Here is a 23,435-nt window from a genome sequence, read left to right on the forward strand (position 1 = left end):
TTCGGGGCTTTTTTGTTGTGCACTGACTAAACCGGCGTATTGGCCGGCTTTGCGCCAGGCATCAAATCACCCTTCCTGGCCCAACGTTTCCCCCATCGAATCCCGCGCAACTCGACAAAGTGGTGCGTCAATGCAGAGAGTGCAATGATGACCACCAGCAAGGTCACCAACAGCAGGTTGTTCAGAATCGGATTACTGAACGAGAGGTAAGGTCCGGGCCCTTCGGTTGTGTAAGTCACCCAGGATTGCCCGGTGAACTTCCCAACCATAAGAAGGCTCAGCGTAGCGGTGAACAGAATCATCGCGTGCGTCATGTAGATCGAGTAAGACAGCGTTCCCAGTTGCTCAAAGGGCCTTGCCTTCAATGCCTTCGACAACAGACCGCCTTCGAACGAAAACATCAGAATCACCGCGCAGAACAGCAGAGTCAGCATGATCTGTTTCTGTGGCAGATCTGAAACCATGGCGATGGTCACGAGTATGATCGCGGTGGCTTCCGCCACGGTGTACAACCATGCGGAGCCACGCCATTCCTGAATCATCAGGTAGATTTGGTAGGTCATGACGCCGGCAAAAAAACAGGAGAGTCCTTGCAGCACCGGTTCGGCCAGAGGCGCACTGCCGAAAAAAAGCATGACCGTCGCGATGAGTGACATCACGGCGAAAATCTTGAACGCTGAAGCGGGCGAAAGCAGCAGAATGCCGGCGAAGATCATGTAAATGTAATACTCGACGCTGATGCTCCACGCCGGGAAGTTGAAGGACTGCGGATTGAAGCCCGGCCACCATGATTGCAAGAGCAATAGGTTTGGAATGATTTCCTGCGGCGCTCGCTGTCCTGTAAAGCTGCCCTGATTGAACGTAAGCCCTGAATGTTCGGCTGCCAGTTTGACGCACTCGAGGCCGATAGCGAGCGCAAGCACAAAGACATGCAAGGGGTAGAGGCGCATGGTTCGCGTTATGAAAAAATGCCGGAACTGCCCGTTCGCTTTCAGCCGTCGACCGTATGTGTGACACATGACGAAGCCGCTGAGTACGAAGAAGAAACTGACCAGATAATGAGCATTGCGAAAGAACGCCCACTCGCCGAAGCTTTGTGAAATGTGCACATGGTAGATCGCGACGCTAAGCGCACACAGCCCGCGGAAACTGTCCAGCACCTGGAACCTCTTCATGCCTACTTCCTTCCCTGCAATATCCTGTTGGGTTTTGGCACAGCTTTTCGTCAATGAGCCTTCATGCGGTGCCCTTCCCTGCTCCCACCCTAAACGCCGTCAACCCGTTGAGCCGTGATGCGAAATACGCTGCAAAAACCTGCCATCCGACATCGCAGGCTGTTCAATGAATGGCGCGGCAAGGCGGTTCAACAGTATGGGTGCCGCTGTCGACTGGACTACCGTGAAAACATAACGCGCTTGCAGCGAGCATCTGGATCAGATTGACGTTATTGTTTTGCCTGGAGGTAAGGTCACCCAATACTCATACCGCCTCTCGCGATCCGGCCGACAACGTTTCGATCCATTCACCGCGGTGGTGCTGCTCGTCCTGACAACTTGCTTTACCAAAACCGTGTTTCGACCTTGAGACAATACACCTGAGGTATGGCCCGTCTAATTGCCATCGGTAATGGGCAGGTGAATAACGTGCTAGCCAATAATTTGACCGACGTCGCTGATCGATAGATTTTGAAATATCAGCGTCGTGCGCGTCCGTTAAGTGTGGAAGTCGACATGCCCGATGATTCGAGACGTCAGAATTTGAAGGACACGGTTGAAGGCACGCGCCTTGAAGGACCGGATGCAGCGCAGTGGCGTGAATGGGGGCCCTATCTCAGTGATCGTCAGTGGGGCACCGTTCGCGAGGACTACAGCCCGGACGGCAATGCCTGGGATTACTTCCCGCACGATCATGCGCGCAGCCGGGCCTATCGATGGGGCGAAGACGGGCTGGCCGGTTTCTCGGATAAATCGCAACATTGGTGCATCGCGTTGGCGCTATGGAACGGCCGCGACTCGATTCTCAAAGAGCGGCTGTTCGGACTCAACAATGTCGAGGGGAATCATGGGGAAGATGTGAAGGAGCTGTATTTTCACGTCGACGGACTGCCCAGCCATGCCTATATGAAGATGCTGTACAAATACCCGCACGCGGCTTTTCCCTATGCCGACCTCGTCGAGGAAAACGCTCGCAGGGGGCTGAACGATCCAGAGTATGAAGTGCTCGATACCGGCGTATTCAATGACAACCACTATTTCGATATCAGCATCGAGTACGCCAAGCACACCGCTGACGATATCTTCATGCGCGTGACGGTGGTCAACCGGTCCGAATGCGCTGCGAGTCTCCACGTCTTACCGCAGATCTGGGCGCGCGATATATGGAGTTGGAATCGCGAAGCATGTGAGCGCCCTGCCCTTACGCTGGATGAAACCCGAATCATTGCGCGCCATCCTCGCGAGGCGGACAAGGAAGTCGCTGCCTGGGGACGCGAGGCGTGTGAATGGTTGTTCTGTGAGAACGCCACCAACATGCCCAAGCTTTTCGGCAAGCCCGCCGATGGCCCGTTCAAGGACGGCATAAACGAATGCCTCGTGGGAGCCGATTCCCAGGCCGTCCGGCGAGATGCCGGGACCAAGGCAGCTGCACACTTCGTTCTGAATCTGGCCGGGGGAGAATCGCAGGCGGTGTATCTTCGCTTCGCCCCCGTCGGCTCGCCCCGCGTCAACGCCAAGGCATTGTTTGAACAACGTCGCGCTGAAGCGGACGAGTACTTCGGCGTGCTGCAACACGGCTTTCAAGATGATGACGCCGGCAACGTTCAACGTCAGGCGCTGGCCGGATTGCTGTGGTCCAAGCAGCTGTATCACTTCGACGTCAAAGCCTGGCTGGAAGGTGATGCGACCCACGATCCTGTGCCCGCTCAGCGTGCCGATGTTCGTAACAGCCAATGGCGGCATCTGTGCAACTTCGACATTGTGTCGATGCCGGACAAATGGGAATACCCGTGGTATGCGTCATGGGATCTGGCATTTCAGGCAGTTGCGTTCGCGATGATCGATCCAGATTTCGCCAAGGATCAGTTGCTGCTATTGGTCAAAGATCGCTTCATGCACCCGAACGGGCAGCTGCCTGCTTACGAGTGGCGCTTCGACGATGCCAACCCGCCGGTGCACGCGTGGGCCTGCTGGCGCGTCTATCAGATGGAAAAAGCTCAGCGAGGCGAAGGCGACCTGGCTTTCCTGGAGAGGGTTTTCCACAAGCTGCTGCTGAATTTTTCATGGTGGGTGAATCGCAAGGACACGGAAGGCCACAATATATTTCAGGGCGGTTTCCTTGGGCTCGACAACATCGGACTGTTTGATCGTTCTGCCGCCCTCGCCCCGGGCTATCAGCTCGATCAGGCAGACGGCACCGCGTGGGTCGCCGCGTACGCGCTGGATCTGATGAGGATCGCGCTGGAGCTGGCGCAGCACAATGAGGTGTATGTGGATATCTCGGTGAAGTTTTTCGAGCACTTCCTGTACATCGCGGGCGCGATCAATCAAGTCGACAATCAAGATGTCGCAGGCCTCTGGGACGATCATGACGGCTTCTTTTATGACGTACTGCATCGCCCAGACGGACTGCGTGAGTCAGTGCGACTGCGCTCTTTTGTCGGGCTCATCCCGTTGTTCGCCGTTCGCGTGCTCGAACAGCGGGAACATGAGGGGTTGAGCGGGCTGCGCGAGCGACTGCTGGGGTTCCTGCAACACCGACCGGATCTCGCCGCACTGGTCTCTCGGTGGACAGAACCAGGTAAGGGCAACCGATTACTGCTCGCCCTGCTGCGTGGTCAGCGGACCAAGGATCTGGTCAGGCGCATGCTCGATGAGACCGAGTTTCTCTCGACCTTCGGCGTGCGTTCGCTCTCGCGGCATTATGCCGATCAGCCGTTCAGCATGCACATTAACGGCAACACCTTGTGCGCAGACTACGAGCCCGCGGAGTCCGATTCCCGGCTGTTTGGCGGGAACTCCAATTGGCGCGGCCCTGTCTGGATGCCGCTGAACTACATGCTGATCGAGTCACTGCGTGAGTTTCATCGCTATTACGATACGAATTTCTCCGTGGAATACCCCACCGGCTCAGGTTATCTGGCCTCAATGGGAGAAGTGGCTGACGGACTGGCCCTACGCATTTGCAGGCTCTTTCTACGTGATGAGCAGGGAAACCGTCCGTCAATGGCCGGTTATCCACAGCTGGAGCTGGACCCGCAAAGCCGGAACCTGGTGCTGTTTCACGAGTACTTCCATGGAGAAAACGGCCGGGGTCTAGGGGCGTCTCATCAGACTGGCTGGAGTGCGTTGGTTGCGTTGCTGCTGCAACCGAAGGAATAAGCCGGGCGGTTGGCCTGGCGATATGTTTACCCACAGGAAAGAAACGGGTTCAAGGAGCTGTAACCAATGTCGTTTCGCAGGTATCAGAAAGTGCTGGGCATCCCTCGTGTGATGTCCGCAACGCTGTTCATGTTCGTTGCAGGCTTGCCGCTTACGATCATGACCCTCACCCTTAGCCTTCACGTGCTCAATGAAATGGGCCGCAGTTACTTCGATGCGGGGCTGGTCGGCACCGCCACTGCATTGGGATTCGCAGTGGGCTCGCCGCTGTTGGGCCGCATGATGGACCGTCACGGTCTTCGTCCCGTGGTTGCGGTTTGCGGAACGGTATCTACCGCTGCGTGGGTCACGCTGCCTTTGGTGGATTTCACGCTCTTCGTGGCGCTGGCATTCGCTGCCGGTATGTTCACCGTGCCGACGGGATCCCTGTCGCGTCAGTTCATCGCCAGCCTGGTGCCGGAAGATTACCGCCGGGCTGCATATTCGCTCAACACGATGCTCATGGAGCTGTCTTTCGTGATTACGCCCGCCGTGGGCATTCTGTTGATCACACACTACTCAGCGACCTCGATGCTGGTGGGTATCGGCGTATGGCGAGCGTTGTCCTACGTCGCGCTTTACCTGTTGAACTGGCCGATACGCAATCCCCATGAAGCCGTTGCAGTTGAAGAGCCGGTCAGGTTGAAATGGCGGGAGTGGTTGAGTGCCCGGCTGATCGGCGTCTTGCTGGTGAGCTCCGGGGCGCTGTTCGTGCTGTTCGGCACAGAGCTGGCCTTGATTGCGGTGCTGCGCGAAAACGGGGAAATTGCGTTCACCGGTTATGTTATCGCCGCCACCTCAATCGCCTCAATCGCCGGTGGCTTTGTCCACGGCATCGTTCACCGCTCCTGGTCATTGACGCGACTGGCCGTGACCATGAGCGTGTTGCTGCTCCCCGTGGCGTTCTTCGACCATGTCTGGTGGTGGCTATTGCTGGCGTTGCTGCCGACCAACCTGCTGTGTACGCCGACCCTCGCTGCGAGCTCTGAAGCGGTCGCTGAGCTGGCGCCTCCTAGCGTGCGTGGTCAGGTGATGGGTCTGCAAGATTCGGCCAACCGGATGGGACAGACGCTATCTATGCCGCTGGTAGGTTTCGCGATCGACAATGTGTCGCCTTCGATGGGGTTTGTCGCCGCCGCTTGCGGAGGATTGGTCTTGATCGGAATAGCGACGTTGTGCAGCGTGCGCCAAGCAAGCGCTCAGGCATAAAAAATCGGTCTTGACCAAGAAGGCTCAAGACCGATGTTTTCAGCGGATCAAACGTAGGCTCAAAAAAACTTATGCACGTTTGGGTGCCGTTTGTCGCTGTCAGAAATAAGTAATAGAAATAATGACTTAGCTCAGATTCTCAAAAATCTCACACATTTGGTGCACAGGTTATCCACAATTCACACCGGTGATTTCTCGGGTACGGCTGCTGGTGTGACCGGTGAGCCCAATGCCTTTTGCGTTTCTTCGTTCCAAGCGGCCACTCGGTCATTGAGCGCAGCGATTGCGCGAGGGCCTGTGCCTTCGGCGTACATCGGTTCGCCGATGACGACCTCGATGGTGCCTGGCTTTTTGGCCCAGCCTTCTCTTGGCCAATATTTGCCCGCGTTGTGCGCCACTGGCAGCACCGGGAGCTCCGCATTGACCGCCATCGCTGATCCACTGCGTGAGAATTTGCCGATCTGGCCATAAGGCACGCGTGTTCCCTCAGGAAAGATCAGCACCCAGACACCATCTTTCAACAACTCATCGCCCTTCTTGGCGACTACTTTGAGCGCGGCTTTGGGGTTGTTGCGATCGATGGCGATCGGACGCAGCATCGCCATGGCCCACCCAAAAAAGGGTACGTACAACAGTTCGCGTTTGAGCACTTGGCTCAAAGGCTGGAAATGCGCCGAAAGGAAAAACGTTTCCCACGTGCTCTGATGGTTCGAAACAATGACGCAGGGCGTCTTGGGGACGTTTTCCTGGCCGGTGACATTGACTCGGATGTTGAGCAGCACCTTGGTCAGCCATACCGCGCAGCGACACCAATAGACATTGATGAAGCGATAACGAATGCGGAAAGGCAGGAAAGGCGCGACGAAGAAACTCAACGAACACCATAGCAGGGCGCTGGTGCCCAGCAGCAGGTAAAAGAAGAAAATCCTGATGGCCTGCACTATCGACATAGCTGCTTTTACCGTTACGGGCGTTGCCCGGATGTAGCGCACCGTAGGCCGACGATCAGTCGGTAGACGTGGCGCTTTTGTGGATAAGTTCTGCGGCAACTGCCGCCAGATCGTCAAAAATCAACGTTCCCCCAGGCAGCGGACCGCCTAGCGTCTTCTGACCTTTGCCCGTCATGACCAGAACGGGTTGAGAGTCGACGGCTGCCGCCGCCTCCAGGTCACCCTTGCTGTCACCGACGAACCAGAGGTTGCGTAATGCCACACCGTAATGATCGGCGATGGTCTTCAACATGCCCGGCCGAGGTTTGCGGCAATCGCAACCCTGGTCCGGGCCATGTGGACAGAAGACGATCAGACCGACCTCGCCGCCCTGCTCCGCCACCAGTTCGCGCAAACGCGCGTGCATGGCATCGAGAGTGGCCTGGTCGTAGTAACCGCGAGCGATGCCGGACTGGTTGGTGGCCACTGCCACCGTCCAGCCGGCTTTGCTCAGTTGCGCGATTGCGTCGATCGAGCCGGGAATCGGAATCCACTCCTGCACCGACTTGATGTAAGCGTCGGAATCTTCGTTGATCACCCCGTCCCGATCGAGAATCACCAGTTTCAAAGCTGTTCTCCTGCCTCAGCGGCTCAACCCAGAAGGGAAATGTCAGCGACGCCGAGGAACAGATTACGCAGACGTGCCAGCAACGCATAACGGTTGGCTCTCACGCTTGCATCTTCCGCGTTGACCATTACAGCCTCGAAAAACGCATCGACAGGCTCGCGCAATGCAGCCAGACGTGCCAGCGCTTCGTTGTACTGACGGCCTGCGGACATCGGCGCTACGGCCTGGTCAGCCTGCTGAATCGCCGAATACAGCGAGAACTCGTTGGCGTTGTCGAAATACTTTGGCTCGACGGTCTGGGCAATGTTGCCTTCGGCCTTGCTCAGCAGGTTCGACACACGCTTGTTCACCGCGGCCAGTGCAGCGGCCTCAGGCAACTTGCGGAACGCCTGAACGGCTTGCACGCGCTGATCGAAATCCAGCGCCGAACCTGGCTGCAGGGCACGCACCGAGAGGTACACCGACACGTCGACGCCTTCGTCTTCGTAACGCGCACGCAGGCGGTCGAAGATGAATTCCAGGACCTGCTCGGCCAGACCGGCTGATTTCACCTTGGCACCGAACTGGGTGACGGCGAATTGCACGGTCTTGATCAGATCCAGGTCCAGCTTCTTCTCGATCAGAATACGCAGAATGCCCAACGCTGCACGACGCAGTGCATACGGGTCTTTGCTGCCGGTTGGAAGCATGCCGATGCCGAAGATACCGACCAGCGTGTCGAGCTTGTCAGCGATGGCTACCGCCGAGCCCGTCAATGTGGATGGCAGTTCAGCGCCTGCACCGCGCGGCATGTATTGCTCGTTCAGCGCGAGTGCGACGTCCTGTGGCTCGCCGTCGGCCAGCGCGTAGTAGTAACCCGCCACGCCTTGCATTTCCGGGAACTCGCCGACCATTTCGGTCGCCAGGTCGCATTTGGACAGCAGGCCCGCACGGCCGGCACGCTGAGCGTCGCCGCCAATGCGGGGTGCGATGAACGCGGCCAGTCGGGAAACCCGCTCGGCTTTGTCGAACACGGTGCCCAGTTGCGCCTGGAACACGACGTTCTGCAGACGCTGGTTGAAGGTCTCCAGTTTCTGCTTCTTGTCCTGCTTGAAGAAGAACTCGGCATCGGTCAGACGAGGACGAACGACTTTCTCGTTGCCCAGGACGATCTGCGAGGGATCCTTGCTCTCGATGTTGGCGACCGTGATGAAACGCGGCAACAGCTTGCCTTCGGCGTCCAGCAGGCAGAAATACTTCTGGTTGTCCTGCATGGTGGTGATCAGGGCTTCTTGCGGCACTTCAAGGAAACGCTCCTCGAACGAGCACACCAGCGGCACGGGCCATTCGACCAGCGCGGTCACTTCGTCGAGCAGTGCCGGCGGCACGATTGCGGTGCCTTCGTGCTGAGTCGCCAACTCGTCGATGCGCTTGCTGATCAGCTGACGACGCTCGTTGAAATCCGCGAGCACGTGGGCGGCACGCAGGTCGCTGACGTAGCTTGCAGGCGAAGTGATGCGCACGCTTTCCGGATGATGGAAGCGGTGACCACGCGATTCACGACCCGCTGTCTGAGCGAGGATCGTGCAGTCGATGACCTGTTCGCCGAACAGCATTACCAGCCACTGGGTCGGCCGCACGAACTCTTCCTTGCGCGCGCCCCAGCGCATGCGCTTGGGAATCGGCAGATCGTTCAACGAGTCTTCGACGATGGTCGGCAACAGACTGGCGGTCGGCTTGCCAGCGATGCTCTGGCTGTAGCGCAGTTTCGGGCCGCTCTGGTCGATTTCGCTCAGGTCAACGCCGCACTTCTTGGCAAAGCCCAGTGCCGCTTGAGTCGGATTGCCGTCGGCGTCGAATGCAGCCTGACGCGGCGGGCCGTCCAGGTTGACGCTGCGATCGGGCTGTTGGGTCGCAAGCTCGGTGATCAACACGGCCAGACGACGCGGTGCTGCGTAAACCTGCTTGGCGTTGTAAGTCAGGCCAGCGGCCTGCAGGCCTTTTTCGATACCGGCCAGGAATGCTTCGGCCAAGGTATTCAGTGCCTTGGGTGGCAGTTCTTCGGTGCCCAGTTCAACCAGGAAATCTTGAGCACTCATTGTGCAGCCTCCAGCTTAGCCAACACTTCATCGCGAATATCGGGTGCGGCCATCGGGAAGCCAAGTCGGGCCCGGGCCATCAGGTACGCCTGAGCCACGGAACGGGCCAGGGTGCGTACGCGCAGGATGTATTGCTGACGCGCCGTCACGGAGATCGCGCGGCGGGCATCGAGCAGGTTGAAGGTGTGCGAGGCCTTGAGGACCATTTCGTAGCTCGGCAATGGCAGCTCGGCTTCGATCAGGCGTACCGCTTCGCTTTCATAGAAATCGAACAGCTCGAACAGTTTGTCGACATTGGCGTGCTCGAAGTTGTAGGTCGATTGCTCCACCTCGTTCTGGTGGAACACATCGCCGTAAGTGACTTTGCCGAAAGGGCCGTCTGTCCAGACCAGGTCATAGACCGATTCCACGCCTTGCAGATACATCGCCAGACGCTCGAGGCCGTAGGTGATTTCGCCGGTCACCGGATAGCACTCGATGCCGCCCACTTGCTGGAAGTAGGTGAATTGCGAGACTTCCATGCCGTTGAGCCAGATCTCCCAACCCAGGCCCCAGGCGCCAAGGGTCGGCGATTCCCAGTTGTCCTCGACGAAGCGCACATCGTGCACCAGAGGATCCAGACCCACGTGCTTCAACGAGCCGAGATACAGCTCTTGAAAGTTGTCCGGGTTAGGCTTCAGGACGACCTGGAACTGGTAGTAATGCTGCAGGCGGTTGGGGTTTTCGCCATAGCGGCCATCGGTAGGACGACGGCTCGGTTGTACGTAGGCTGCGTTCCAGGTTTCCGGGCCGACGGCGCGCAGAAACGTGGCAGTGTGGAAAGTGCCGGCGCCCACTTCCATATCGTAGGGCTGAAGTACCACACAACCTTGCTCAGCCCAGTATTGCTGGAGGGCGAGGATCAAGTCTTGGAAGGTACGCACGGCTGGCGTAGGCTGGCTCACGAAATTCACCTGTACTGGGGGGCTGCGATTTAAAGAGCGGGAGTATACCCGATTCAGCAGCGCCTCCACCCTTGGGAGCCCTATGCCACGCTGCTTTTGGTGCAACGAAGATCCGCTTTACATGGACTATCACGATCAGGAGTGGGGCGTGCCACTGCGCGACGCGCAGATGCTGTTCGAGTTTCTATTGCTCGAAGGGTTCCAGGCTGGCCTGTCGTGGATCACGATCCTGAGGAAGCGGGAGCGATACCGTGAGGTGATGTTCGACTTCGACGTGAAGCGCATCGCCGCCATGACCGATGCCGAGATCGAAACGCTGATGCAAGAGCCTGGCATCGTGCGCAACCGGCTGAAACTCAACGGCGCGCGCAAAAACGCCCAGGCCTGGTTACGGCTGGAGGATCCGGTCGCGTTCGTCTGGTCCTTCGTCGGCGGCCAGCCCCGAATCAACCACTTCAAGGACCGCAGCGAAGTGCCTGCCATCACACCGGAAGCCGAAGCGATGAGCAAAGCCCTCAAAAAGGCCGGCTTCACCTTCGTCGGCCCCACCATCTGCTACGCCTACATGCAGGCCACCGGCATGGTCATGGACCACACGGTGGATTGCGATCGATACGCCGAGCTGGCGGGGTAATGAAGAGGCCTCTTCTGGGCTGTGTTTCTGACACTTGAAACCGGTTCGCGGTTGACCGGTTTCTGCGTCGCAATCAAGGAAATTTCTTTCCCCAAAGGCGCTTCACCCCTAGATAGATGGCCACGGTCGAGAACGCATTCGTCAAGCCTATGGTAAGCACCGTTTGCGGGGGCAGTGCACCGCGCTCAACTATGAAATGTTTGTAGGGCAGAAACTTAAGCAATGCCCAGAATATACCCAACACAAACAGTGCTTTGATCAACCGAAGCATTGTTGCGTAGACAAGAACATTAGTCAGCCGAGGACGGTTTTCCTGGGGGGTATTGCGGTGTATAAACTTCGCATGCATTGCCTTTATCGCACTGTAGATAATGATGCTAAACGACAGGTTGATCAAAAACGCCAAGTAGTCGCGTGTCACATCGAAAGCCTCTGATATTTGATCGCCGTTAAAAAACGTTGAGATGATCATCGCGTCTTCGAGTGAAATATAACGATCAACCAAGCAATCGGAAAATTGATACGAAAACATCGCGAGTGCTGCGAACAACCCTGAGAGTAGCAGGAATTTCCCCGCTGATTTAAAGACAGCTTCGATCATGAGAAATGACCTCTATCGTTCCGTAAGTCATCAGATTGTTCGTACCGGGAATTAGCGTCTTTGGGGTTTGGAGCAGCGTGTTTCGGATCGTCGTGTAGTCGCCATCATTGGGCAGGGTTATGCAGCCCTCTGAAATTCTGCCAGGGTGCAGCCGAAAGTATCCCCGTCGGATTCCGTCAATCCACGTCCAGTCATCAATCTTTTCATCGGCTCGATATAACGCGAACCACTCGTCGTGAGTAAAATTGGCATCCCTCATGACGCGGTTGTACATGTCTTTCAAACCGGTTTGTATTCTTGATGAAACGCTGCCTTCGGCTCGATCGACGATCCAGTATTTACCTGGCGGTATAGGACCTCCGTTTGGAATGGCGCGACATCCACCGCGGTTCCTGTATGTACCTTTTCCAGAGAATGCCTGAAATGTACCAAGCTCCGGAAAAGTCAAATCACCGAACAGCGCTTCCTTCATAAAAAAATGACCTTCCATTGCCATGATTGCTTGCTCCCTGCGTGTGTTTTTGAGATTTCAGGCTTGATGAGTTATTTGCCGATGTCTTTTGTATTCCCGTTTGCATGCTTCCTTGCATCAGCCTTTGGGAGTCAGCGAGAGTCTGGGGATCGATGGTGCACGGAGACAATCAGAGAATTCCGCTGGTCCTGTAGTCGTATTCCGTGTCATGGGCTGTCAGCCCGATTCTTCAAGCCGAGCTTGGGGGTTGACGCGTGTCTGTAGGGCGCGCGTGCCCGTGATTGCGGTGGATTGGCACCATTGAGGTTGCCGGTGGGTGGTTGAGGGCGGACGAGTGCGGTCTTGCAATAGGGCTGCAACTCCCCTCATGAGGGCAACTGACGGTTACAATGCCTGCCTCATCGATTCAGGAGTGATCAGTGGATAAGTTCAAAGGCGCCATGATGGTTGGGGCGTTGCGACTGTTTGCGCTGCTGCCGTGGCGCGCCGTGCAATGGGTTGGGACCGGCATTGGCTGGCTGATGTGGAAGCTCCCCAACCGTTCTCGCGAGGTCGCGCGGATCAACCTTTCCAAATGCTTTCCCGAGTTGAGCTCCACCGAGCTCGAGGCTTTGGTCGGCCGTAGCTTGATGGACATCGGCAAGACGCTGACTGAAAGCGCCTGCGCCTGGATTTGGCCTGCTCAGAAATCGATCAATCTGGTGCGCGAAGTCGAAGGCCTGCAGGTGCTGAAGGACGCACTGGCGTCCGGCAAAGGCGTTGTGGGTATCACCAGCCACTTGGGGAACTGGGAAGTGTTGAACCACTTCTATTGCAGCCAGTGCAAGCCGATCATTTTCTATCGTCCGCCCAAGCTCAAAGCCGTCGATGAATTATTGCGCAAACAGCGCGTACAGCTGGGCAATCGCGTCGCGGCGTCGACCAAGGAAGGCATCCTCAGTGTCATCAAGGAGGTGCGCAAAGGCGGTTCGGTCGGGATTCCTGCTGATCCTGAGCCTGCTGAATCTGCCGGTGTATTCGTGCCGTTTTGCGGGACCATGGCACTGACGAGCAAATTCGTACCCAATATGCTGGCAGGCGGCAAGGCCGTCGGCGTCTTCCTGCATGCCATGCGCCTGGACGATGGCTCGGGCTATAAAGTGGTGCTGGAGGCTGCGCCTGAAGACATGTACAGCACCGACACCGAAACCTCGGCCGCGGCGATGAGCAAGGTGGTGGAGAAATATGTGCGGGCGTATCCGAGCCAGTACATGTGGACCATGAAGCGCTTCAAGAAGCGGCCCGAAGGCGAGAAGCGCTGGTATTGATTCACCCTTTGATTGTTCCCACGCTCCGCGTGGGAACACCTCCCGTGACGCTCTGCGTCACATGGGCGCGGAGCGCCCGGGCTGCGTACCCACGCAGAGCGTAGGTACAATCACATGTGTCAGCCCTGCGGACCGAGCTTCTTCAGAAACACTGTCATCTCTTTCTCGGCCTGCTTGTCCCCGTGGCCGATTGCGGCCTGAATGCCTTGCTCCCACGCCTGTCGCGCCTGAGCAGCGTCTTGCGCCGCCAACCATGCCTTGCCGAGCAGCTTCCACGCTGCCGAATATTTCGGGTCGAATTCGACGCAGCACTGAAGGTGTTCGATCGCCTTGGCGCTGTCACCCAAGTCCAGATAACCCTTGCCCAGGCCGAAGCGCAGCAGCGCGTTGTCCATGCCCTTGGCGAGCATTTTTTCCAGCGATTCGAGCACGCCGATCTCCTCGTTAAAAAAAGCTCAACCCCACCTGAAACAGCCGCTCTACGTCGCGGATGTATTTCTTATCCACAAGGAACATGACCACATGATCGCCGGATTCGATCACGGTGCTGTCGTGAGCGATGATCACCTGCTCATCCCGTGTGATCGCGCCGATGGTAGTGCCGGGCGGCAGGTTGATATGCATGATTGCCTTGCCGATCACCTTGCTCGACTTCGCGTCGCCATGCGCCACGATTTCAATAGCCTCCGCTGCACCGCGGCGCAGTGAATGCACGCTGACGATGTCGCCGCGGCGCACGTGCGCCAGCAATGTGCCAATGGTGGCTAGCTGAGGGCTGACGGCGATGTCGATCTCCCCGCCCTGCACCAGATCCACGTAGGCGGGATTATTAATGATCGTCATCACTTTTTTCGCGCCGAGGCGCTTGGCCAGCAACGACGACATGATGTTGGCTTCGTCATCGTTAGTGAGCGCGAGAAACAGGTCTGCGTTGTCGATGTTCTCTTCCATCAACAAGTCGCGGTCGGAAGAGCTGCCCTGCAGGATCACCGTATTGTCTAGGGTGTCCGACAGATAGCGACAGCGCGCCGGGTTCATCTCGATGATCTTCACCTGGTAGCGGTTTTCGATGGCCTCGGCCAGACGCTCACCGATCTGCCCGCCGCCCGCGATGACAATGCGTTTATAGCTTTGCTCCAGCCGACGCATTTCTCCCATCACTGCCCGGATATCGGCTTTGGCCGCAATGAAAAAGATTTCGTCGTCGGCTTCGATGACTGTATCGCCCTGCGGAATGATCGGACGATCACGCCGGAAGATTGCCGCCACCCGGGTATCCACGTCGGGCATATGGGCGCGCAGCTGGCGCAGTTGCTGACCGACCAGCGTCCCGCCGTAATACGCTTTCACCGCGACCAGCTGAACTTTACCCTCGGCGAAGTCGATCACCTGCAAAGCGCTTGGGTACTCGATCAGGCGTTTGATGTAATTGGTGACAACTTGCTCGGGGCTGATCAACACGTCCACAGGGATGGCGTCGTTGTTGAAAAGACCGGATCGCGTCAGGTAGGCCGACTCACGCACCCGTGCGATCTTGGTCGGCGTGTGGAAAAGCGTGTGGGCGACTTGGCAGGCAACCATGTTGGTTTCATCGCTGCTGGTCACGGCAACCAGCATGTCAGCGTCGTCGGCACCGGCCTGACGCAGAACCGTGGGAAATGAGCCTCGTCCATGAATGGTGCGAATATCCAGGCGATCACCCAGTGCACGCAAGCGATCCTGATCGGTGTCCACGACAGTGATGTCATTGGCCTCGCTGGCCAGATGCTCCGCCAGGGTGCCGCCCACCTGTCCTGCACCGAGAATGATGATCTTCAATCAATCTCTCCTTGAATTGATGCCGCTGCGCCACATCCCCTGTACAGGAACGTGGCTCGTCCCGCGATCTGCCGCCAAGTGGCAGTAATGAGTGAAACCGGGTTCGACAGCCTTGGTCGAAAACCCGTCATTGCAGCTGCCGCGCACGCGGCAGACAGGGATTATGACGCTGCCGCGATCTTGATCAACTTCGCGTAATAGAACCCGTCATGCCCGCCTTCCTGAGCCAGCAGTTGACGCCCGTGAGGCTGCTTCAGCCCCGGCGGCGGATTACCTTGCTGACCGGCGATGTCCAGCTCCCGAGCGCCGGGGGTGCGGGCGAGAAACGCATCGATGACTTCCGTGTTTTCGGTCGGCAGTGTCGAGCAGGTCGCGTAAAGCAGCATGCCGCCCACTTGAAGCGTCGGCCACAGTGCGTCGAGCAGTTCGCCCTGCAGTGTCGCCAGTGCCGGAATGTCGTCCGCTTGCCGTGTCAGCTTGATGTCCGGGTGACGACGAATGACGCCGGTCGCCGAACAGGGTGCGTCGAGCAGGATGCGCTGGAACGGCTTGCCGTCCCACCATTGATCAGTGGCGCGGGCATCGGCGGCGATAAGTTCTGCGCTCAGGCCCAGGCGATCAAGGTTCTCTCTGACCCGCACCATGCGCTTGGCCTCCAGATCCACAGCGACGACACCCGCCAGACCCGGTTGGACTTCCAGCAAGTGGCACGTCTTGCCGCCCGGCGCGCAGCACGCGTCGAGCACGCGCTGACCTGGCGCCAGCTCCAGCAGATCCGCAGCCAGTTGCGCCGCCTCGTCCTGAACGCTGATCCAGCCCTCTGCAAAGCCGGGAAGCGCGCGAACATCACCAGGCTCGTTCAGCACGATGCCGTCCTGGCTGAACGTGCTGGCAACGCCGAAAATGCCTGCGTCCTGCAACAGCTGAAGGTACTGATCACGCGTCTTGTGACGGCGGTTGACCCGCAGAATCATCGGCGGGTGCGCGTTGTTGGCCGCGCAGATGCCTTCCCAATGTTCCGGCCATGCGGCTTTCAATGCTTTTTGCAGCCAGCGTGGATGCGCGGTGCGCACGACAGGATCGTGTTCCAGCTCGAGCAGCAGCGCTTCACCTTCACGCTGCGCGCGGCGCAGGACCGCATTGAGCAGGGCTTTGGCCCACGGCTTCTTCAACTTGTCGGCGCAGCCCACGGTTTCGCCAATTGCCGCATGGGCGGGAATGCGCGAGTAGAACAACTGATAAAGACCGACCAGCAGCAACGCCTGAACGTCGGTATCGGCAGCCTTGAACGGCTTCTGCAGCAACTTGGCCGCCAATGCGGACAATCGAGGCTCCCAGCGTGCAGTGCCGAACGCGAGATCTTGAGTCAGGCCGCGATCACGGTCCTCGACCTTATCCAATTGAGCGGGCAAAGAGCTGTTCAGCGAAGCCTTGCCGCTGAGCACGGCTGCCAACGCCTTGGCTGCGGCCAGGCGCGGATTCATTGGCTGTCCGCCAGTGCGCCGAGCACCGTCCCCGTCGCGAACTTCTCACGACGGCTGTTGAACAGGTCAGCGAAGCCCAGCGGTTTGCCGCCTGGCAATTGCAGGCGCGTGAGGCGCAAGGCCCCTTGCCCGCAGGCCACGATCAGACCATCTTTGCTGGCGCTGAGAATTGTGCCCGGTTCGCCCTCGCCTTCGCTCGCCTCAGCGGCCAGCACTTTCAAGGCTTCGCCGTTGAGCGTGCTGTGACAGACCGGCCACGGATTGAAGGCGCGCACCAGACGCTCAAGCTCGTCGGCGGGCCGCGACCAATCGATACGCGCTTCGTCTTTATTGAGCTTGTGCGCATAAGTTGCTTGGGAGTCGTCCTGTGCTTCACCGACCAGGGAGCCATCTGCCAGGCCGGCGATGGCCTTCAGCACGGCGACTGGGCCCAGTTCTGCCAGGCGGTCATGCAAGGTGCCGCCTGTGTCTTCGGCGGTGATCGCTGTGGTGCTTTTGAGCAGCATCGGGCCAGTGTCCAGGCCGGCTTCCATGCGCATCACGGTCACGCCGCTTTCAGCATCACCGGCTTGTACCGCACGCTGGATAGGCGCTGCACCGCGCCAGCGAGGCAGCAATGAGGCGTGGCTGTTGATGCACCCCAGCCGCGGGATGTCGAGCACCACTTGCGGCAGAATCAGCCCGTAAGCGACCACGACCATCAGGTCAGGCTTGAGCGCAGCGAGTTCGGCCTGTGCTTCGGGTGCACGCAAGGTCGGCGGCTGAAACACGGGAATGTCGTGTTGCAGAGCGAGTTGCTTGACCGGGCTGGGCATCAGCTTCTGGCCGCGGCCCGCCGGGCGGTCGGGCTGGGTATAGACCGCGATCACCTCGTATGGGCTGTCGAGCAGGGCTTTGAGGTGTTCGGCCGCAAATTCCGGGGTGCCGGCGAAGACGATGCGCAGTGGCTCAGTCATGGACTTCTCGTTCTGAAAATGACTGCAGGAGCGCGCCGGCCGGCGATTGCGTTGTGTCAGTCGACGAAGGTGTCACGGACATGTCGCGATCGCGGGTCAGCGCGCTCCTGCACGATAATGAGAGACGGCCGGATCAGGCGTTCTGCTTGTGCTGTTTTTCCAGCTTCTTCTTGATCCGGTCACGCTTGAGGTTCGACAGGTAGTCGACGAACAGCTTGCCGTTCAGGTGATCGCACTCGTGCTGGATGCACACCGCGAGCAGGCCTTCGGCGATCAGTTCGTAAGGTTGACCCTCACGGTCCAGCGCCTTGACCTTGACCTTCTGCGGACGGTCGACGTTTTCATAGAACCCGGGAACCGACAGGCAGCCTTCCTGATACTGATCCATCTCGTCAGTCAGTGGCTCGAGCTCAGGGTTGATGAAGACCCGAGGCTCGCTGCGGTCTTCGGAAAGGTCCATGACCACGACACGCTTGTGTACGTTAACCTGCGTCGCCGCCAAGCCGATGCCAGGCGCTTCGTACATGGTTTCAAACATGTCGTCGACCAACTGGCGAATGCCGTCGTCCACAGCGGCCACCGGCTTGGCGATGGTGCGCAGGCGCGAATCTGGAAATTCGAGAATGTTTAAAATGGCCATATACGTTTGAGCTGCACTTGTAGGGTAAAGTCAAAATCGGCTGCTAGGCTAGGGACGTCACGAGCGGGCAGCCCTTGTAAAACCGAAGTCTCGCAAGACTCTATGTTTCACGCGAAGCCAATATGATAAAGGGATTCACCGCATGAGGAAATCACTACTCGCCCTGCTGCTGCTGGCCGCAACAGGCTTTGCCCAGGCGCAAGTACAACTCAGGGAAGGTCATCCACAGAGTTACACCGTTGTCGCCGGTGACACACTCTGGGACATTTCCGGCAAATTTCTCAGCCAGCCCTGGAAATGGCCACAGATCTGGCGTGCCAATCCTCAGGTCCATGACCCAGATCTGATCTACCCCGGCGACACGTTGAACCTGATTTACGTCGACGGTCAGCCAAGAATTGTCGTGAACCGCGGCGAATCCCGCGGCACCATCAAATTGTCACCGCGTGTGCGCAGCACGCCGATTGCCGAAGCAATCCCCACCATTCCTCTGGGCGCAATCAATGCATTTCTGCTCAATAACCGGATCGTGGACACGCCCGAGCAATTCGACACCGCGCCATACATTGTTGCCGGCAACGGCGAGCGAGTGCTCAGCGGCGCCGGTGACCGGATCTATGCGCGCGGGTATTTCGAACCGGGCCATGTGTCCTACGGAATTTTCCGCAAAGGCAAGAGCTATGTGGATCCGGACACCGGCACGTTGCTGGGCATCAATGCCGATGACATCGGCAGCGGCGACGTGATCGCCAGCGAAGGCGATGTCGCGACGTTGCAAATGCAGCGATCGACTCAGGAAGTGCGCCTGGGTGACCGGCTGTTCGTCAGCGAAGAGCGCGGCATCAATTCAACGTTTGTCCCCAGCGAGCCTCGGCAGCCGGTGAACGGCATGATCATCGATGTCCCGCGGGGCGTGACGCAGATCGGTGAATTTGACGTGGTAACCCTTGACCGTGGCCGTCTGGACGGCCTTGAAGAAGGCAATGTCCTCGCAATTCTCAAGACCGGAGAGACTGTTCGCGATCGCATTACCGGGGAGCCTGTGAAAATCCCGGATGAGCGCTCAGGCTTGCTCATGGTGTTCCGCACTTACGACAGGCTCAGCTATGCGATGGTGCTGCAGGCGTCCAGATCTTTGGCGGTGATGGATAAAGTCAGCAATCCGTAATGCTATGTATCAGCTGTAAAACACTTTTCTCCACCGGCATGCTTCACTTATCAAATTGTTGTCAACAGAGTTATCCACAGGTTGGCCCGCTCGATAGAGCGGGCCGCGGATCAAGGAAGATCTCATGCCGCTGTTCGAGAAAGCCGGTCAGTCCCCTGCCGAGCTGGAAGCGCGTTTGCGACTCCATCGCTTGCCGGAAATCGGCCCCAAACGTTTTCAGTCTCTCATCCAGGCATTCGGCAGCGCGTCTGCCGCATTGAGCGCGCCGGCTTCCGCGTGGCGATCTTTGCGTTTGCCCGCGGCCAGCGCCGAGGCCCGACGCAGCCCTGAAGTACGCGACGGCGCCAGCGCCGCATTGGCCTGGTTAGAGCGGCCGGGCCAGCATTTGCTGATGTGGGACGACCCTGACTACCCCGCCCTGCTCGCAGAAATTGCAGATCCGCCGCCTTTGTTGTTTGTCGCCGGAAATCGGTCATTGCTTGATCGGCCCCAGCTCGGAATGGTGGGCAGTCGACGCGCTTCGCGCCCCGGACTCGATACCGCTGCCGCGTTCGCCCGGAGTCTGGCGGGCGCCGGATTTGTCATCACCAGCGGGTTGGCTCTGGGTATCGACGGTGCCGCTCACCAAGGAGCAGTTGACGTCAATGGAGCCACGATTGGTGTTCTTGGGACGGGCATCGAAAAACTTTATCCACAGCGGCACCGTCAACTGGCAGCGGCAATGCTGGCGCAGGGTGGCGCTGTGATTTCCGAGTTGCCGCTGGACGCCGGTCCCCATGCGAGCAACTTTCCCCGACGCAATCGGATCATCAGCGGACTGTCCCTCGGCGTGCTGGTCGTTGAGGCGAGCGTTGCCAGCGGATCCCTGATCACGGCGCGCCTTGCCGCCGAGCAAGGACGTGAGGTGTATGCGATTCCGGGTTCGATTCATCATCCCGGCGCCCGGGGATGTCATCAGTTGATTCGCGAAGGCGCCGTGCTGGTGGAGACGATCGATCACATCCTCGAGGCCTTGCAAGGCTGGAAGAACATCGGTTCTTCAAATGCCACACCGCCGGAGCCGACGCAAAAAACCGTGCCCGCCACATCGCACCCCTTGCTCGCGTTGTTGCACGCCGCACCGCAGACGGGGGAGGCGCTGGCGATCAGCAGCGGCTGGCCACTGCCCAAAGTGCTGGCCGCGTTGACGGAGCTTGAGCTGGACAGCAGCGTGTCGTGTGAAGCGGGACGATGGTTTGCCCGGGCGCGCTGAGGTTAAACTGCCGATCAGCGTTATTTTGGAGAGTGAACGATGGTCAGCAGTTGGCGAGTGCAACAAGCCGCACGAGAGGTTCGGGCCGGGGCGGTCATTGCCTATCCAACCGAAGCGGTCTGGGGGCTGGGGTGCGATCCTTGGGATGCCGAGGCGGTCTACCGTCTGCTGGCGATCAAGGCGCGTCCTGTGGATAAAGGGCTCATCCTCATTGCCGACAACATTCGCCAGTTCGATTTTCTGTTCGAAGATTTCCCCGAGCTGTGGATCGACCGCATGGCCAGTACGTGGCCGGGCCCGAACACCTGGCTGGTCCCGCATCAGGGTCTTCTGCCCGAATGGATCACCGGCAAACACGACACTGTCGCGCTGCGTGTGAGCGATCATCCGCAGGTGCGCGAGCTGTGCGCGTTGACCGGCCCTCTGGTTTCCACCTCCGCCAACCCTGCCGGTCGACCCGCCGCGCGGTCACGCCTTCGCGTCGAGCAGTACTTTCATCAGCAGGTGGACATGGTGCTCGGCGGCGCGCTCGGCGGGCGTCGTAATCCCAGTGTGATCCGTGATCTGGTGACGGCTGAGGTTGTGCGGGCGGGGTGAGCTAACGGTTAGACTCATCATCCCGCTGAAAACGAGCCTGTTCGCGAATGCCGAGGCAGAGGCCGACACGTTGTGTCGGATGGACCGGCTTCTTCGCGAGCAGGCTCTTCAGACGGGAACGAGGCTCAAGGCACCAGAATGATTGAGCCGGTCGTGCGACGTCCCGCCAGTTCGGTATGCGCCTGTGCCGCATCTTTCAGATCGAATTTACGGATGTCATCGACTTTGACCTTGCCGCTCGAAACCATCCCGAACACCTCGTCGGCCATGGCCTGCAGGGTTTCCGGGCTGTTGGCATAGGAGCCAAGCGTAGGACGCGTGACGTAGAGCGAGCCCTTCTGCGCCAGAATGCCGAGATTCACGCCAGACACGGCACCCGATGCATTGCCGAAGCTGACCAGCAGTCCGCGCAGTTCCAGACAGTTCAGTGACGTTTCCCAAGTGTCTTTACCGACGCCGTCGTACACCACCGGCACTTTTTTGCCGCCGGTCAATTCCAGCACGCGGCTGACGACATCTTCCTTGCTGTAGTCGATCACTTCCCATGCCCCGAGCGCCTTGGCGTGCGCGGCCTTCTCCGGCGAGCTGACCGTGCCGATCAGCTTGACGCCCGCAGCCTTGGCCCATTGGCAGGCAATGGAGCCTACGCCACCGGCGGCGGCATGGAAAAGAATGGTTTCTTCAGGACGAATTTCGTAGGTCTGGCGAAACAGATATTGCACCGTGAGACCTTTGAGCATGACCGCCGCGCCCTGCTCGAAACTGATTTCGTCAGGCAGCAGCGCAAGGTTCGCCGCCGGTATCAGGTGAAGCTCCGCATAACTGCCCAGCGGCCCAGTGCCGTATACCACGCGGTCGCCGACCTTGACGTGGGTGACGTCGCTGCCGACAGCCTCGACCACGCCCGCACCTTCATTGCCCAGCGCTGAAGGAAAGGCCGGGGCGGGGTACAAGCCGCTGCGGAAGTAGGTTTCGATGAAGTTGACGCCAATTGCTTTGTTGCGCACGAGCACTTCGTTCGGCCCCGGCGCGGCCGGTTCGAAATCGACGTACTCAAGAACTTCAGGGCCGCCGTAGCTGCGGAACTGGATACGCTTTGCCATTTGCTTTCTCCGTCATGGATCGAAACAAGAAAATGCGAAAGGGCTCTATCGGACTCCTTCGCTTGATGTTCGTCAACTGCGGCACCCGGCTAGCCAGTGATAGACTACGCGCCAATTTTCGCAGTCGCGTTTTGTTCAGCGGCAGCTGTTGCAACCCGGCAACGTACGCGGCCCGCTCAAAACCCCGTTTCACCTTCAAGGTACTGCCATGTCCTGTCGCACCGATGCTGTCAAAGCCTACCTGCTCGATCTGCAAGACCGGATCTGCGCCGCTCTGGAACACGAAGACGGCAGCGGCCGTTTTGTGGAAGACGCCTGGGAGCGCCCTGCAGGTGGCGGTGGCCGCACGCGCGTGATCGAAAACGGCCACGTTATCGAGAAAGGCGGAGTCAACTTCTCCCATGTGTTCGGGGCTGGTCTGCCTCCCTCGGCCAGCGCGCACCGTCCCGAGCTTGCCGGACGTGGCTTCGAGGCCCTTGGCGTTTCACTGGTCATGCATCCGCACAACCCACATGTTCCGACCTCCCACGCCAACGTGCGTTTCTTTATCGCTGAAAAAGATGGTGAAGAGCCGGTCTGGTGGTTCGGCGGTGGCTTCGACCTCACGCCCTACTACGGCGTCGAAGAAGACTGCGTGCATTGGCACCGGATCGCGGAGCAGGCGTGTGCGCCGTTCGGTGCCGACGTTTACCCACGCTACAAAGCCTGGTGCGACCGTTATTTCCACATCAAGCATCGCAATGAGCCGCGCGGAATCGGCGGTCTGTTTTTCGACGATTTGAACGAGTGGGACTTCGACACCAGCTTTGCGTTTCTGCGGGCAATCGGCGATGCCTTCGTGGAGGCTTACCTGCCCATCGTGCAGCGCCGCAAAGGGACGCCTTACACGCCGCAGCAAAGGGAGTTTCAGGAATTCCGTCGTGGCCGGTACGTGGAATTCAATCTGGTCTACGACCGCGGCACGTTGTTCGGCTTGCAGTCGGGCGGCCGCACCGAGTCGATCCTGATGTCGCTGCCGCCTCACGTTCGTTGGGGCTACGACTGGAAAGCTGCGCCGAACAGCGAGGAAGCGCGCCTGACCGAGTATTTCCTACAGGACCGCGACTGGCTGGGCCTGCTGCCGCCGTCGGCTTGAAACTCATCGCCCTGTTCGCGAGCTAGTTCGCGAGCAGGGCTGCACAGACCACCGCTCTCTGGAGG

General features: G+C 58.8%; 21 protein-coding genes. 8 read left to right on the top strand and 13 right to left on the bottom strand.

Annotated elements, in window-relative coordinates:
• Positions 1-26 precede the first annotated feature (26 nt).
• On the bottom strand, positions 27-1,229 hold the full coding sequence (locus tag BMZ10_RS20640) for an acyltransferase family protein (RefSeq protein WP_143070315.1): 1,203 nt from the start codon (positions 1,227-1,229) through the stop codon (positions 27-29).
• Between the two features lie 501 nt (positions 1,230-1,730).
• Between BMZ10_RS20640 and BMZ10_RS20645 the strand changes: the two genes are divergently transcribed.
• Both BMZ10_RS20645 and BMZ10_RS20650 read left to right on the top strand, forming a co-directional pair.
• Positions 1,731-4,376, top strand: coding sequence for an MGH1-like glycoside hydrolase domain-containing protein (locus BMZ10_RS20645; RefSeq protein WP_093466536.1), 2,646 nt, complete (start codon positions 1,731-1,733; stop codon positions 4,374-4,376).
• Positions 4,377-4,442: 66 nt separating this feature from the next.
• Positions 4,443-5,624, top strand: a complete 1,182-nt coding sequence (locus BMZ10_RS20650) for an MFS transporter (protein ID WP_093466538.1) — start codon at positions 4,443-4,445, stop codon at positions 5,622-5,624.
• A gap of 179 nt (positions 5,625-5,803) precedes the next feature.
• Here the strand turns inward: BMZ10_RS20650 and BMZ10_RS20655 are convergent, their stop codons facing one another.
• From BMZ10_RS20655 to glyQ, 4 genes are read right to left on the bottom strand one after another with little or no spacing between them, the layout of a single operon-like run.
• A complete protein-coding gene (locus BMZ10_RS20655; RefSeq protein WP_093466540.1) occupies positions 5,804-6,574 on the bottom strand; it encodes a lysophospholipid acyltransferase family protein in 771 nt (256 codons plus the stop codon).
• A 55-nt stretch (positions 6,575-6,629) separates the two neighbouring features.
• The gene (gene gmhB, locus BMZ10_RS20660) at positions 6,630-7,181 is read right to left on the bottom strand and encodes a D-glycero-beta-D-manno-heptose 1,7-bisphosphate 7-phosphatase (protein ID WP_093466542.1); all 552 of its coding nucleotides are present in this window, start codon (positions 7,179-7,181) and stop codon (positions 6,630-6,632) included.
• A gap of 23 nt (positions 7,182-7,204) precedes the next feature.
• Complete coding sequence (gene glyS / locus BMZ10_RS20665) at positions 7,205-9,259, bottom strand: glycine--tRNA ligase subunit beta (RefSeq protein WP_093466544.1); 2,055 nt, start codon at positions 9,257-9,259, stop codon at positions 7,205-7,207.
• Complete coding sequence (gene glyQ, locus BMZ10_RS20670; RefSeq protein ID WP_093466546.1) at positions 9,256-10,203, bottom strand: glycine--tRNA ligase subunit alpha; 948 nt, start codon at positions 10,201-10,203, stop codon at positions 9,256-9,258. The genes glyS and glyQ overlap by 4 nt, the downstream gene beginning before the upstream one ends.
• 82 nt (positions 10,204-10,285) lie before the next feature.
• Here glyQ and BMZ10_RS20675 point away from each other — a divergent pair, with 82 nt between their 5' ends.
• On the top strand, positions 10,286-10,837 hold the full coding sequence (locus BMZ10_RS20675; protein ID WP_093466548.1) for a DNA-3-methyladenine glycosylase I: 552 nt from the start codon (positions 10,286-10,288) through the stop codon (positions 10,835-10,837).
• Positions 10,838-10,910: 73 nt separating this feature from the next.
• Here BMZ10_RS20675 and BMZ10_RS20680 read toward each other — a convergent pair whose 3' ends face one another.
• Entirely contained in the window at positions 10,911-11,438 is a 528-nt protein-coding gene (locus BMZ10_RS20680; protein WP_093466551.1) for a hypothetical protein, read from the bottom strand.
• Entirely contained in the window at positions 11,419-11,934 is a 516-nt protein-coding gene (locus tag BMZ10_RS20685) for a DUF2778 domain-containing protein (protein WP_093466554.1), read from the bottom strand. The genes BMZ10_RS20680 and BMZ10_RS20685 overlap by 20 nt, the downstream gene beginning before the upstream one ends.
• Before the next feature lie 395 nt (positions 11,935-12,329).
• Here BMZ10_RS20685 and BMZ10_RS20690 point away from each other — a divergent pair, with 395 nt between their 5' ends.
• Positions 12,330-13,217 carry a lysophospholipid acyltransferase gene (locus BMZ10_RS20690; protein ID WP_093466556.1) on the top strand — a complete coding sequence of 296 codons (888 nt, stop codon included), beginning with the start codon at positions 12,330-12,332 and terminating at the stop codon, positions 13,215-13,217.
• 119 nt (positions 13,218-13,336) lie between these two features.
• Here BMZ10_RS20690 and BMZ10_RS20695 read toward each other — a convergent pair whose 3' ends face one another.
• The 5 genes from BMZ10_RS20695 to def all read right to left on the bottom strand — a co-directional run bounded on the left by BMZ10_RS20695 (position 13,337) and on the right by def (position 18,115).
• On the bottom strand, positions 13,337-13,627 hold the full coding sequence (locus BMZ10_RS20695) for a hypothetical protein (protein WP_177182182.1): 291 nt from the start codon (positions 13,625-13,627) through the stop codon (positions 13,337-13,339).
• 34 nt (positions 13,628-13,661) lie between these two features.
• The gene (trkA, locus tag BMZ10_RS20700) at positions 13,662-15,035 is read right to left on the bottom strand and encodes a Trk system potassium transporter TrkA (protein ID WP_093466560.1); all 1,374 of its coding nucleotides are present in this window, start codon (positions 15,033-15,035) and stop codon (positions 13,662-13,664) included.
• Between the two features lie 161 nt (positions 15,036-15,196).
• Positions 15,197-16,519: a 16S rRNA (cytosine(967)-C(5))-methyltransferase RsmB gene (gene rsmB, locus BMZ10_RS20705; RefSeq protein ID WP_093466562.1), complete on the bottom strand. Its 1,323-nt coding sequence runs from the start codon at positions 16,517-16,519 to the stop codon at positions 15,197-15,199.
• Positions 16,516-17,475, bottom strand: a complete 960-nt coding sequence (gene fmt, locus BMZ10_RS20710; protein ID WP_093466564.1) for a methionyl-tRNA formyltransferase — start codon at positions 17,473-17,475, stop codon at positions 16,516-16,518. The genes rsmB and fmt overlap by 4 nt, the downstream gene beginning before the upstream one ends.
• Positions 17,476-17,608: 133 nt before the next feature.
• Positions 17,609-18,115 carry a peptide deformylase gene (gene def / locus BMZ10_RS20715; protein WP_093466565.1) on the bottom strand — a complete coding sequence of 169 codons (507 nt, stop codon included), beginning with the start codon at positions 18,113-18,115 and terminating at the stop codon, positions 17,609-17,611.
• Positions 18,116-18,257: 142 nt separating this feature from the next.
• Here def and BMZ10_RS20720 point away from each other — a divergent pair, with 142 nt between their 5' ends.
• From BMZ10_RS20720 to BMZ10_RS20730, 3 genes are all read left to right on the top strand, one after another.
• Complete coding sequence (locus BMZ10_RS20720; protein ID WP_093466567.1) at positions 18,258-19,283, top strand: LysM peptidoglycan-binding domain-containing protein; 1,026 nt, start codon at positions 18,258-18,260, stop codon at positions 19,281-19,283.
• A 124-nt stretch (positions 19,284-19,407) separates the two neighbouring features.
• The gene (dprA, locus tag BMZ10_RS20725) at positions 19,408-20,535 is read left to right on the top strand and encodes a DNA-processing protein DprA (RefSeq protein WP_093466569.1); all 1,128 of its coding nucleotides are present in this window, start codon (positions 19,408-19,410) and stop codon (positions 20,533-20,535) included.
• Positions 20,536-20,574: 39 nt separating this feature from the next.
• On the top strand, positions 20,575-21,132 hold the full coding sequence (locus BMZ10_RS20730; protein WP_093466571.1) for an L-threonylcarbamoyladenylate synthase type 1 TsaC: 558 nt from the start codon (positions 20,575-20,577) through the stop codon (positions 21,130-21,132).
• Positions 21,133-21,257: 125 nt separating this feature from the next.
• On the opposite strand, the gene BMZ10_RS20735 is transcribed toward BMZ10_RS20730, so the two are convergent.
• The gene (locus BMZ10_RS20735; RefSeq protein WP_093466573.1) at positions 21,258-22,235 is read right to left on the bottom strand and encodes an NADPH:quinone reductase; all 978 of its coding nucleotides are present in this window, start codon (positions 22,233-22,235) and stop codon (positions 21,258-21,260) included.
• A gap of 208 nt (positions 22,236-22,443) precedes the next feature.
• Between BMZ10_RS20735 and hemF the strand changes: the two genes are divergently transcribed.
• Positions 22,444-23,370 (top strand): oxygen-dependent coproporphyrinogen oxidase, encoded by a 927-nt coding sequence (gene hemF / locus BMZ10_RS20740; protein WP_093466575.1) that lies wholly within the window; start codon positions 22,444-22,446, stop codon positions 23,368-23,370.
• Positions 23,371-23,435: the final 65 nt, after the last annotated feature.

The sequence above is a fragment of the Pseudomonas sp. NFR16 genome, from assembly GCF_900108875.1.
Lineage (GTDB): Bacteria > Pseudomonadota > Gammaproteobacteria > Pseudomonadales > Pseudomonadaceae > Aquipseudomonas.